The organism is Bacteroides fragilis, from assembly GCF_019583405.1.
GTDB classification, from domain to species: Bacteria; Bacteroidota; Bacteroidia; order Bacteroidales; family Bacteroidaceae; genus Bacteroides; species Bacteroides fragilis_B.
Window position 1 is genome coordinate 204,143 of the sequence record NZ_SZUU01000002.1, and the last position, 12,495, is coordinate 216,637.

General features: G+C 47.8%; 9 protein-coding genes. 5 read left to right on the forward strand and 4 right to left on the reverse strand.

The annotated features are described in order from the left end of the window. Positions 1-27 precede the first annotated feature (27 nt). The 3 genes from FDF36_RS05170 to FDF36_RS05180 all read right to left on the reverse strand — a co-directional run bounded on the left by FDF36_RS05170 (position 28) and on the right by FDF36_RS05180 (position 2,756). Positions 28-894 (reverse strand): porin family protein, encoded by an 867-nt coding sequence (locus tag FDF36_RS05170; RefSeq protein WP_022012444.1) that lies wholly within the window; start codon positions 892-894, stop codon positions 28-30. Between the two features lie 26 nt (positions 895-920). Beyond that, a complete protein-coding gene (locus FDF36_RS05175; protein WP_220390601.1) occupies positions 921-2,057 on the reverse strand; it encodes a fibronectin type III domain-containing protein in 1,137 nt (378 codons plus the stop codon). 291 nt (positions 2,058-2,348) lie between these two features. After that, complete coding sequence (locus FDF36_RS05180) at positions 2,349-2,756, reverse strand: YybH family protein (protein WP_022012446.1); 408 nt, start codon at positions 2,754-2,756, stop codon at positions 2,349-2,351. A gap of 185 nt (positions 2,757-2,941) precedes the next feature. Here FDF36_RS05180 and FDF36_RS05185 point away from each other — a divergent pair, with 185 nt between their 5' ends. The 5 genes from FDF36_RS05185 to FDF36_RS05205 all read left to right on the forward strand — a co-directional run bounded on the left by FDF36_RS05185 (position 2,942) and on the right by FDF36_RS05205 (position 8,812). Further along, on the forward strand, positions 2,942-3,457 hold the full coding sequence (locus tag FDF36_RS05185; protein WP_220390602.1) for an RNA polymerase sigma factor: 516 nt from the start codon (positions 2,942-2,944) through the stop codon (positions 3,455-3,457). 3 nt (positions 3,458-3,460) lie between these two features. After that, entirely contained in the window at positions 3,461-4,045 is a 585-nt protein-coding gene (locus tag FDF36_RS05190) for a hypothetical protein (protein WP_220390603.1), read from the forward strand. A gap of 110 nt (positions 4,046-4,155) precedes the next feature. Next, positions 4,156-5,322: a metallophosphoesterase gene (locus FDF36_RS05195; protein WP_220390604.1), complete on the forward strand. Its 1,167-nt coding sequence runs from the start codon at positions 4,156-4,158 to the stop codon at positions 5,320-5,322. Further along, entirely contained in the window at positions 5,319-7,043 is a 1,725-nt protein-coding gene (locus tag FDF36_RS05200) for an ABC transporter ATP-binding protein (protein ID WP_220390605.1), read from the forward strand. The genes FDF36_RS05195 and FDF36_RS05200 overlap by 4 nt, the downstream gene beginning before the upstream one ends. A 2-nt stretch (positions 7,044-7,045) precedes the next feature. Beyond that, positions 7,046-8,812, forward strand: a complete 1,767-nt coding sequence (locus FDF36_RS05205; protein ID WP_005807393.1) for an ABC transporter ATP-binding protein — start codon at positions 7,046-7,048, stop codon at positions 8,810-8,812. 614 nt (positions 8,813-9,426) lie between these two features. On the opposite strand, the gene FDF36_RS05210 is transcribed toward FDF36_RS05205, so the two are convergent. Beyond that, positions 9,427-12,390: an AAA family ATPase gene (locus FDF36_RS05210; RefSeq protein ID WP_220390606.1), complete on the reverse strand. Its 2,964-nt coding sequence runs from the start codon at positions 12,388-12,390 to the stop codon at positions 9,427-9,429. Positions 12,391-12,495: the final 105 nt, after the last annotated feature.

Consider the following 12,495-nt stretch of genomic DNA (forward strand, 5'->3'; position numbering starts at 1 on the left):
AACATCCGATTATCCATATCCGCTTGATCAGAAACGGTAAGTAACTCCCAAAGTAAGTGCCAGGTTATGTTCCTTCGCTTCAAAACCTTCATCATCCTGTCCCAAACACATACTCTTTCCAGAAACACCTACCAACCACTTCTTGTATTCCACACCTATGCCATAGGCAACACCAAAGCTGAAAGGATGTAACAAAGAATGTTTCCCGCCATAATAATCATATTCATACTCTTTGCTATAAATGTCATACTCTTCATCGGGTTTACCTGTTTCCGTAGCTTTTACTTTTCCTGCAAAGCCATACGAAAACACAGGTCCCACAGAAAAGGCCAGATTCATTTTACGGGCTACCGGATAACGAAGAATGAACAACATCGGCAAATCCAATGAAACCGGATTCCAAGTTTCCTGATATTTCACACCGTTTCTTTCGGCATTGAACTCTGCTCCACGGTTACAAATTTGCAGAGTAGGCTGGAAAGCCCATCGTTTTGACATGCGCACTTCAATACCCAAACCAAACTCATATCCCACCTTAAAATCGGAACCATATGTAGTGTACTTACTCATGCTGATCCCGGCATGTGCCACAAACGAAAGCTTCTTACGCTTTCCGGTGAGCTGTACCGGTACATTCAGGTCCACTTCCCGGGTCTCCATACCGATGGAAGTAACAATCACCTTTTTGACCGAAAGAGGAACTTCCTGCAAGAAGAACTTACCGTCGACATCGGTTATTGTGCTGATATTGGTCCCTTTGGCTGTGACTAATGCACCCACAATGGGTTGCTGCTTTCTGTCAAATACTACTCCTTTTACATCGTGTGTCTGTACCTGAGCCATCACGGTGATTGCACAAATACAGGCAATCACTCCTATTATTATTCTTTTCATTTGTTTTCGTTCTTTAAATCTATATTTTATTCTGCAGGGATCTCAATGGTCCGGTAATTACTGTAACTAATCCCTACTCCATTTTTCGCATAAACACGGAAAGCATAAAGCGTCCCGGGACGCAATCCGGTAACGATTTCATCAAACGTCTGTCTATAATCATCAGTAAAAGGTACTTCTATCATCTGTTCATTCGTCACCACTCCCGTTTCCTGTGAATAAACGCCATAACTATAACCATAATTTGTAATAAGGAAATCATTTGTATAGAAAGAAGCATACAACTCTACCGCCGTACCATTATATTGATACAACGAAAAATTATTGATAACCGGCTCTGTACCCCGTTCGGTCGTGAACTCAGCCACCGGCCCATAGCCTGTCCCCTCCTCAGTAGTCACATAGGGGCGTATATAATAGTGGGTAGCAGGTAGCAGATCCATCACCTCCACCTCAAAATTCGAGTAATTATACATCCGGGTTCCCCGTGCCAATGCCTTCTGATCGGTAATTTCCGGCAATTCTTTGACTGAACTATAACAAGCACCTTGCTCTATAATTCCGGCATCGGTTTTAAAACGTACTTCCGCAGATAAATAATAACTGTATCCTGTGAACTGGGTATCGTGTACAATCAGTTTTGGCAGACCAGAAAGGCGGAATGCTTTTACTTCACTAAAACGTTCTTTGTTTGAATTTTCGCCCAATACATGATCCAGCAACCCCGGACGTCCGCTATAGCCATACTGATAATCGTTCATTGCACAATAATAAGTTTCGCCCAAAGTCAGCATATCCGGATCCAGAAAAGCATAAAAGGTATTTTCTGTATTATGACGGATATAGGCTTCCATAATCACTTCCTTCATTTCTTTATCTTTAGCAATCAGAAACCTGGGATAGTAATAATGACCTGCTTCCCCACCTGTCACTTTTCCTATCATGACAGCGTCTGCCCGATACAGTTCTTCTGTATTCACTCCCATAATATCAGATAGCAGATTTACGGAATCTTGTGAAAGCGTAGCCATATCACAAATGCGCTCCAGCGTCAATGTTGTCTTGGAAGTTTCCATGGCTCCCCAATAATCCCCCTTATTGTCACAGGAGGTGGCCAGCAATGCCATCAGGCAGAGCAAGCCCAGTAATCTTCTCTTGTTCATCTTTGTCTATTTATAGTGTTAATTGCCGGCAAAGTTACAATATTTATTATAAATATAACAAAAGAAAACAGTTTGATTCCAAACAAATCCGAAGTACCTCTGTCCTCTCTTCCAGTGACATACAAGAAGACGTGACAAAACCACATATCCGAAAGAAGTATTACAAAGATACAAAGACAAACAGTTGTGAAGAAAGCATGATTCAGGTATGGATGGGATATTATGGAACGCAATATTCCGGCATCCTCCTGTAGGGAAAAGATCCGGCCATTCCCATGTTGTCCGCCATTATCAGGCAGAACAAAAAGACCAATGGGTATGTATGATTTTCCACTGTTCAGACGAATCCAGTTTATATACTTCCGTACAGTGCATCCTGAATGTCCGATCATCTCTATAAGCTTCATAATCATATGCCAGAACAGCGACATCTGATGACAGCAATACAGTGGGTTCTATCATTTTATACCTGTCGATCGCGACTTTTCCCCGAATGCTGTTATAATACTCTTCCAGAGCCTTTTTACCTTCCAGTTTATTCTTGAAAGCGGGGTCAATATAGACAACATCATCAGATGACAGTTCTATAAACCCATCCGGGTTTCCACTATTCCATAACTTCAGAGCTTGTTCTTCCAAAGATAAAATAAAGGCCTTCAGGTCCTTGCTATTTGAAGCCATACTTGTACATCCAGTCATAAAAATACGGATTTATTTAAAACGTTTCATACTTGACAAACTCCGTCACTCACAGATTCTTATCGTTTCCAAATATAATAAATATCCGGAAATAGTCCAAATTCCAACTAATTTCCGCTTTCATTTTGTGATTATTTCCTTTCCTTTGCGACTAACCATACAAAAGTAATCCCGAAAAGAAGACAATGAACCCCACCAGTCCGCCGCAGGTCAACGAACCTGTAGAACAAGAGTTCCTCTCCGTAGTCAGGGAGTACGAGCGGGTGATTTACAAGGTGTGCTATCTTTATACCACCCAGCACGTCACGCTCGGTGATCTTTATCAGGAAGTGATTCTCAATCTGTGGAAGGCTTACCCCAGATTCCGGAAAGAGTGCAAAGTCTCGACCTGGATTTACCGGATCGCACTGAACACTTGCATCAGCTTTATCCGCAAAGAGAAAAACATTCCGGAAATCGTGGCACTCACCCGCGAAGCCGACTGGCTGACGGAAGAGAAAGACGAACTGACGGAAATGCTCCGGCAACTGTACCGGATGATCAATCAACTGGGACAACTGGATAAGTCGATTATATTGCTTTATCTGGAAGAGAAAAGTTACGAGGAAATCTCGGAAATTACCGGACTGACAGTGACCAATGTAGCAACCAAGCTGAGCCGGATTAAAGACAAACTAAAAAAGATGAAAAAGGAGGAATAAGATATGGAACTGGATGATCTGAAGAAATCGTGGAACGCACTTGATGAACACCTCAAAGGCAAGGAGTTCATCAAGGAAGAAGAAATGAAACAATTGTTGGGACGCACCCGGAACAACATTAACAGCATAGAACGGTTCAACAGAAAGCTGCGTTTTGCCGCAATCGGCATACTGGCATTGGCAGTGATCTTGTGGATATGTGATGATGCACTTACGGACTTTTATTATTGGATCGCCCTCTTCCTGTGCATCCCGGCCCTTTGCTGGGATTTGTATTCCGCCCATTACCTGGGGCAGACCCGGATAGATGAAATGCCTCTGGTCACAGTAATCTCCCGTATCAACCGATATCACAGATGGATGGTTCGCGAATGGATCATAGGCATACTCTACCTGCTTGTGATGGCTACCTTTTTCTCTTTCTACAAACAGGTCTGGCAATACGGTGCTGCAGGAATCATCAGCAGTCTGATCGTGTGGACCGTCGGACTTGGAATCTGCCTGTGGGTGTATCGCCGGAACCTCAGACATATAAAAGAAATAAAGAAGAACCTAAACGAGTTAAAAGAATTAAATCATACAGCTTAACTTAAACCGTACTTTACAAATTCTCTCTAACTTTGAAGAGGCGTTCGCAAGTCCCCCCCGAGACATACCCTACGCCTCTTTTTATTTATTCAACCCATAGCTAAGAAAATATGCTGCAACGAGTTTTAGGCTTTCTGATCGTAATCCTTGTATTGCCGGACATTTACATTTACCGGACATTTATCAAACAAATGACTCTAAGTCTTTTTTGGCGAATCCTTTACTTCTTCCCCACTCTTTTCCTGATGGCGGGAGTAGTATCGTTAGCTTTCTTTGCCAACTATGAATACGCCGAACAACATACGTTATGGATAGGACGCTTCGCCGTTGTCTTCTTCTTGTTTGCCTCTCCGAAACTGCTCTTTACGATTTGTTCCATCATCGGACACCCGTTCAACCGATGGCTGCACTGGCCCCGGACTCCTTTTATAGCAACCGGACTGGTACTGGCCGTGCTCAACGCAGTCCTGATACTTTATGGTTCGATGGTGGGCAAAGACCGTTTTGAAGTAAAGGAGGTCACCTTCCGTTCTTCCCGCCTGCCCGAAGCTTTCAACGGATACCGCATTGTCCAGTTGTCGGACATACACATCGGGAGCTGGCAAGGAAATGCCAAGAGCCTGCAACAGATGGTGGACCTGGTTAACGCGCAAAAGCCGGACTTGATCGTATTCACCGGTGACCTGATAAACAACCGGGCCATAGAATTGGACGGATTTGAAGAGATACTCTCGCAACTACATGCCCGGGACGGCGTATACTCCATCCTGGGAAACCATGACTACGGCCCCTACTATCGATGGAAAAGTAAACGCGACCAGGTAAACAACCTGAACGACCTGAAGAAACGGCAAGCCGACATGGGCTGGGTATTACTGAACAACGAGCACACTCTACTGCACCGCGGAAACGACAGCATCGCCCTGATCGGGGTAGAAAACGAAGGAGAACCTCCTTTCTCACAGCACGGTGACTTGCCCAAGGCACAGGCAGGAACAAACGGCCTGTTCAAGCTGTTATTAAGTCATAATCCTACACACTGGAGACGTGAAGTGTTGCCCGAATCGGACATCGACCTGATGCTGGCGGGACACACGCATGCCATGCAGCTGGCCATCGGACATCATTCACCTGCTTCCTGGATCTATCCGGAATGGGGAGGCATGTACAAAGAAGGCAACCGGGGACTATACGTAAACGTAGGGATGGGATTCGTCGGACTACCTTTCCGTTTCGGGGCATGGCCGGAGATTACCGTGATTACACTGGATAAATGAAAAAATACTGGCAAATACTGAAAGGCTACAAAGCAAGTCTGCTGGCATGTCCGCTACTGGTACTCGTGTCTGTAATGTGCGAAACCATTCAGCCGATGTACATGGCGGATATTATAGACAACGGAGTGATGCAGCGGGATCTCTCCGTCATTACTGCCGTAGGCGGAAAGATGGTACTTATCTCCATTGTCGGACTGATATTCAGTATTGCCAATGTATATGTCTCTTCGCAAGCCTCCATCGGTTTCGGAACCGATCTGCGCACCAAGCTGTTCGGTAAGATACAACAACTCTCTTTTTTCGATATAGACCGGTTCAGTACGGCTTCACTGATCACCCGGCTGACAAGTGACATCAGCCGCATTCAGCAAGTTATCCAGGTATCGATGCGTCTGATGCTGCGCTCTCCGCTGATGCTCGTCATGGCAGTATTCTTCGTGGTACGTATCAACCCGGAACTGGCAGGCGTCCTGCTGGCTGCCATCCCGGTGTTGGGTTTCAGTGTATTCTTCATCCTGCGGAAAGGGTTCCCCTTCTTCTTGAAAGTGCAACAGAAAGTAGACCAACTGAACGAGGTGGTACGCGAAAACCTGATCAACATCCGGGTAGTGAAATCATTTGTGCGGGAGGACTTCGAAGCACGCAAGTTCAAGGACAAGAGCGAAAGCCTGCGCGACACGGTGATTCACGCTTCCAACATCATTGTCGCCATCTTTCCGGTGATGCAACTGGTGATGAACCTGTCGATCATCGCTATCCTTTGGATGGGTGGGCAGAAGGTGATGGCAGGAGAGTTAAAAGTGGGCGAACTGATATCATTTGTCAACTATCTGGCACAAGTGCTGATGTCGTTGATGATGCTGTCCATGATTATCATGACTTATGCCCGTGCCTCAGCCTCATCGAAACGTATCCTGGAGGTATTGGATACACAGCCTTCGCTGACCGATACGCCCGAAGGAATACGGAGCACCCGGCAGATCGAAAAGGGAGAGATTCGCTTTGAGAAGGTCAGCTTCCGTTATGGCGGAGGCGAGACGGATGTGCTGCGGAACATAAGTTTCCACGTCCGTCCGGGCGAGACAGTGGCCGTGGCAGGTGCTACCGGATCGGCTAAAAGTTCGCTCGTACAACTGATCCCCCGCCTGTATGATGTCAGTTCCGGTGAAATACGGATTGACGGCATCCCCGTACAAGACTACAACCTGCACGAACTTCATGCCCGCATCGGCATGGTGTTGCAGAAAAACGAGCTCTTTACGGGAACCATTGCGGAAAACCTGCGGTGGGGAAAACCTGATGCCACACAGGAAGAACTCGAAGAGGCCGCACGTGCCGCCGAAGCCCATGAGTTCATCTGCTCGCTGCCTGCCGGATATGACACCCAGTTAGGACGGGGCGGAGTAAACCTTTCCGGCGGACAGAAGCAACGCATCTGCATCGCCAGGGCTTTGCTGCGTAAACCCAAGATATTGATACTGGATGACAGCACCAGTGCCGTAGACTCTGAAACAGAACTCCGCATCCGGAACAACCTGAATGCATGGCTGCACGATACCACGGTGCTTATCATCACGCAACGCATATATACCATGCAATCGGCCAACCGGGTCATTCTGCTGGACGACGGAGAGGTAGAATCCATCGGAACACCGGAAGAATTGCTGGAATGCTCGGAGATGTACCGGGAAATCTATCACTCACAACAAATCGTTATCTGACCATGGCACACGGAGATCATCTGAAATACAGCGGAAAGCCTAAGGCGGGAAAGAAAACTTTCCTCCGCCTGGTATCGTACGTGGCCTGCGACCGACGGTTGCTGATCGTAATCGGTGTACTGATCGTTGTGAGCATCGCAGCCAATCTCACCGGATCGTACATGCTCCGGCCGATTATCAATAACTACATCCTTCCGGGAGACTTCCACGGATTGGTACGCATCCTGCTGATACTGGCAGGTATTTACCTGACAGGGGTAGCGGCTACTTACATCGAATATATTCTGCTGAATAAGATCGGGCAACGCACCGTAACCCGGATGCGCGAAGAACTGTTCGGAAAGATGGAACGCTTGCCTGTCAAATACTTCGATACCCATCAGCACGGAGATGTCATGAGCCGGTACACCAATGATATAGACCGTATCAGCGACGCACTGACCGACAGCCTGTCCGACATGTTGTCGAGCGCACTGACAGTTGCGGGCATTTTCTGTCTGATGCTCTTCATCAGTCCGATACTGACAGCGGTAACACTGATTACCGTCCCCCTGATGTTCCTCAGCGCCAAAGGAATCGTAAAACGAAGCCGGAAATACTTCAAAGCACAACAGGAGTCATTGGGGATGATGAACGGCTATGTGGAAGAAATGATCAGCGGACAGAAAGTGGTGAAGGTCTTCGGACACGAACAAAAAGTGGAAACGGACTTCGGGATACTGAACCAAAGCCTGAAGGAGAAATCGCTGAAGGCACAATTCTACTCGGGTCTGATGATGCCGGTCATGCAAAACCTGAATACGCTGAACTATGTGATCATCACCATCGTGGGAGCCTTACTGGCCATCTTCCGCGGGTTCGACGTGGGCGGACTGGCAGCTTTCCTGCAATATTCCCGGCAATTCGGACGCCCCATCAATGAACTGGCGAGCCTCTACAACAGCATACAGGCAGCCATTGCCGGAGCCGAACGCATCTTCGAGATCATAGACGAAGCACCGGAGCAGAAGGATGCGCCGGATGCCATCACACTCGAAAAAACAAAAGGAGATGTAGCCTTGAAGAATGTATATTTCGGCTACCGTCCGGAAAAAACCATCCTGAAAGGAGTATCCCTGCATGCGGCTGCCGGAAAGAAGATAGCTTTGGTGGGCGCTACCGGAGCAGGAAAGACAACCATACTGAACCTGCTGCCGCGCTTCTTTGACATTCAGTCCGGAGAGATCACCATCGACAATCATCCCATCGACCGTATCAGGCGTGACAGCCTTCGCCGATCGATGGCCATCGTACTGCAGGATACACATCTTTTCACGGGTACGGTACGGGAGAACATCCGTTTCGGCCGCCTCAACGCGACCGATGAAGAGGTAGTGGCGGCTGCACGGCTGACAGCGGCCCATTCATTCATCAAACGTTTGCCACAGGGCTACGACACGCTACTCGAAAATGACGGGGCAAACCTGAGTCAGGGACAACGGCAGCTACTGAACATCGCCCGCGCGGCAGTGGCCGATCCGGCTATCCTGCTGCTGGACGAGGCGACAAGCAACATCGATACACGCAGTGAAATACTGATTCAAAAAGGACTGGACCAATTGATGCAAGGACGCACCAGCCTGATTATTGCTCACCGCCTGTCTACCATCCGCAATGCTGATACGATTCTGGTGCTGGAACACGGGGAGATTATCGAGCAAGGCAGCCATCAGGAGTTACTCGCACTGAAAGGAAAATACTACTCGCTGAACGAAGAGCAGTTCAAGTAAAGTATCCGCCACAAAGGAGGATACGGAGGAGAACCGGGTTCGATATCCGGGAACAGGGGAAATATCATAAAGAAAGGAATCACGACAGATAGGAATACATTAAGAAAGGAAATAAGCTGTTTTGCAAACAGACTCTCTTTTAAAAAACGGCAAACCAGAGGAAGAAAAGCCGGAAAGCCGGTCTTACGGAGATGAAGAGCCGGGGTTGAAGAGGTGAAGAGCCGGGATTTTCGGCAAAAGCAGTAAGCATTTCCCGGAAAAGAAGTAAGCATTCGGTCCGAAAGAAGTAAGCATTTTCGGAATATGCTTACTTCTTTTTCAAATATCTCCTATTGTTCTTATTCATTACATCTGTTGTTAGCGTTTTTTTAGCTTATCGGACCTGTTTTTTCTCCAGTTGTGAGTCCTTACAAGAGTTTACCCGAACAATAAAAAGACACGGTTCTTCCTTTCTTACGTACGTTACGGAAGAGATTGCGGAGCCTCACTTACATTCTACCGGCAAACACGAAAATTTTCTTTCCATCCGGTAATCAGAGAAGCTAAAATAAGGCGTTTTTTCCGTTCAGCCCGCCGTCCGCCCTGAAAAAACGCAGCCAAACGATTTCCGATTATCAATTTGTCAAAGTGATAGCACTCTTCCCATTCGCCGCACGATGGAGTTGTACCTGTACGGCAATGCGCTCACTCATCTCCTGCACATGCGAGATAACTCCGATCTTCCGTCCTTGCATCTGCAACTGCTCGAGAGCTTCCATCACAGTGCGTAAACTATCGGCATCGAGCGAACCGAATCCTTCGTCGATGAAAAGTGACTCCACTCTCAGGTTATTGCTCGAAAGAGACGACAGCCCGAGAGCCAGCGCCAGGGAGATAAGAAAAGATTCTCCGCCGGAAAGAGAGTAGACGGTACGCACCTCGTCACACATATCGCAGTCGATCACTTGCAGGGCGAGCGTTCCCGGCACCTGCTGCAAACGGTAACGTTTCGAAAGATAAGACAGATGTTTGTTGGCATGCATCAGTAACAGATTCAACGTATAGCTTTGCGCAATCACCTTAAATTTTGTCCCGTCCGCACTGCCAATCAGTTTATTGAGTTTTCCCCATCGGTTGGCCGTCTCCTGTTTTTCGGTCAGTTCCTGTTCCAGTTGCTTCAGCTTCTTCTGGTTTTGCTCCTGTTGCAAAAGACGTGCCTCTACGGTGGACAGACGACGTTCCGTCTCCTGATTGGTTGCTTGCTGGCGGGCGATCGTCTCCGGCAGATGTTCCGGATCGGCTATCTGTTCTTTCCGAAGCATCAGTTCGTCGATGGAACTGTTCAGTTGCCTGATCTCTCCCTGTATGCCGGAAATACGCGACTGGACTTCTTCTCCCTCCTTGCGCACCTGTTCCAGGGAGTCGTTTAATTGTTTCTCTTTTTTCCGAATAGCGGCTTCCGCATCCTCGACAGATTTGCCTTTCAACAGAGGAGCCCGTTCCTGACGGAGAGTTATCAACCGCTCACTGACCACCCGGAACTGTTCCCGAGCAGTCATCTCCGCCGTTTTCAGTAACGTAAATTGCTCTTTAGCAGCCAGAACCTGCTGCATCAACAGATGGCAGCGGGCTACACCTTCACGCAAAGCCTCACAAGCCGAGCGAAGTGTCCTGATCCGCTCCTCGTGCTGTTGCCATTCCTTATGGAGTTGCTGGTATTGGCGCATTTTCTCTGCGAGCAGATTTAGCTTCCCTTGTACGGTATGCAGTTGTTTCTCAAAATAGTCCGGATTTTGCTCCTCTTCCGATGAAGGACGTTTCTGCTCAACCTCCTGGAGCAACGCCTGCAACTGTACGGTGATCTGTCCGGACAGTTCCGTCTGATGGAACAAATCCTGTTTCAAGGCAATATTCCGGTTATTTAGTTGCTGATACTCACCAGATGCGGTTTGATACTCCAATTCGATGTTGTGATACAGGGTATGGACTACCTGCTCCTCGTTTCTATAAGGATGATCAGTGCTCCCACATACCGGACACGGTTCATTCTCACGCAAATTCTGCCGCAATGTCCTAACGTCCTTTCCCATCGCGATACGGGCATTCTCAAAAAGGCGTTGCAGCACTTTCAGTTCAGTCTCCTTCTCCGCCAACCGGGTGGTCAGAGCGGCCATTTCTTTCCGCATCTGTTCTTGTTTGTGCACCACCTCTTCCTGCTGTACTTTCAGACGTTGGGCTTCTGTCCTCGCCTTTCCCCATTCCAACATTTGCTGGCGGGCATTCTGCAAACGGGTTTGTTCCTGCATCCATCGGGCTTGCTCGTCAGTCACCGCTTCAACCCCAAAAGCGTTCAGACGGTTCACACGCTCTTCGTTCTCTTTCTGAAGAATGGCAAGGTGGTCTTCCTGCTCTTTCAGCCTGTTCCGGACAGATTCAAGAAACAGCCCCGTCTCTTCCGTAACCGGTAGATCGATCTCTCCCGTCAGGTTCTTCAACGCATGGCAGGAAGTATGCAGAGTTCCCTGCACAGATTGCAATTTATTGGCTTGTGCAGTCGCTGCCTTTTCAGCACCTTGCAGTATCTCCTCCGCCTGCTTAGATTGGCTGACCAGTGATTGGATCTGAACATCCAGTTCACGTGCCCGGCTAAGATCGGGTTGCACGGCTTCGCACTGTTCCCTGAAGTGAATAAGATAGTCGGACTGGCGTGTATATTCTTCCCGGAGCTTCTTACTTTTTTCTTCATCCAGCCGCATATCCTGCACTTTCTTATCACGCTGCTCCTGCTGCAACTTCAAAGTATGCAGCACCGATAGCTGTGCATTCAGGTCTATCAATGCTTTGCTTCCCTGTTCACGAAGGCTGACCAGACTCCCTTTTTCTGTCTGAAGAAGACTGATTTCCTCTTCGGAAAGCAGTTCGATCAGGGTGGCATTGCTTTTCAACAGATTCAGTTCTGCATCAGCTGTTTTGCTACGCAGAAAGATTTCACTGGAAATGCGGGAGTATATCTCCGTTCCGGTCAGCTTCTCGAGCAACTCGGCTTTGGCAGACTCACGCGATTTCAAGAAAGTAGCAAAGTCATTCTGGGCAAGCAGCACCGTACGGGTAAACTGTTCGTAAGTCAAACCGACCAAAGTCACCAATTGTGCCAACAACTCTTTCCTTGTTCCCTGTAGTTCCTGATTGGCAGTCAGATCGGTCACTTGTATCGTCTGCGACCGCAAAGAACCGTTAGCCCGGCTTCCTGTCCGGCGTACCGACCAACGAGAACGATAACAGTGTCCGGACGCTCCTAAAAAATCAACTTCGGCAAATCCCTCTCCCGTCCCTCTGCGAAGGATATTCTTCACATCGGCCTGATTCACCCGACTTTCACCGATATCTGACATATAAAGACTCTCGACCGAAGCGGAAAAGCGAGGTGTCTTATCATACAGTGCCAGACAGAGTGCATCCAGTATTGTCGATTTTCCGGCTCCCGTAGGACCGGATATCGCAAAAATCCCGGCAGAACGTAAAGGCTCGGCTTGGAAATCAATTTCAAAGGTTCCTTCTATGGAAGCCAGGTTCTTTAATCGTATGGTTAGTATCTTCATGGTTATTCGGTTTGCTTTAGAAGGTGTATCATAACTCACCACAGAGGACACAGAGTAACACAGAGGTATTTTTAAGTTACTGATTATTAGTAAAAAACTCTGTGA

Bases quoted from the DNA above. Each gene is read 5' to 3' on its own strand.
- FDF36_RS05170 (WP_022012444.1), bottom strand. From the start codon at position 894: ATGAAAAGAATAATAATAGGAGTGATTGCCTGTATTTGTGCAATCACC.
- FDF36_RS05175 (WP_220390601.1), bottom strand. From the start codon at position 2,057: ATGAACAAGAGAAGATTACTGGGCTTGCTCTGCCTGATGGCATTGCTG.
- FDF36_RS05180 (WP_022012446.1), bottom strand. From the start codon at position 2,756: ATGACTGGATGTACAAGTATGGCTTCAAATAGCAAGGACCTGAAGGCC.
- FDF36_RS05185 (WP_220390602.1), top strand. From the start codon at position 2,942: ATGAACCCCACCAGTCCGCCGCAGGTCAACGAACCTGTAGAACAAGAG.
- FDF36_RS05190 (WP_220390603.1), top strand. From the start codon at position 3,461: ATGGAACTGGATGATCTGAAGAAATCGTGGAACGCACTTGATGAACAC.
- FDF36_RS05195 (WP_220390604.1), top strand. From the start codon at position 4,156: ATGCTGCAACGAGTTTTAGGCTTTCTGATCGTAATCCTTGTATTGCCG.
- FDF36_RS05200 (WP_220390605.1), top strand. From the start codon at position 5,319: ATGAAAAAATACTGGCAAATACTGAAAGGCTACAAAGCAAGTCTGCTG.
- FDF36_RS05205 (WP_005807393.1), top strand. From the start codon at position 7,046: ATGGCACACGGAGATCATCTGAAATACAGCGGAAAGCCTAAGGCGGGA.
- FDF36_RS05210 (WP_220390606.1), bottom strand. From the start codon at position 12,390: ATGAAGATACTAACCATACGATTAAAGAACCTGGCTTCCATAGAAGGA.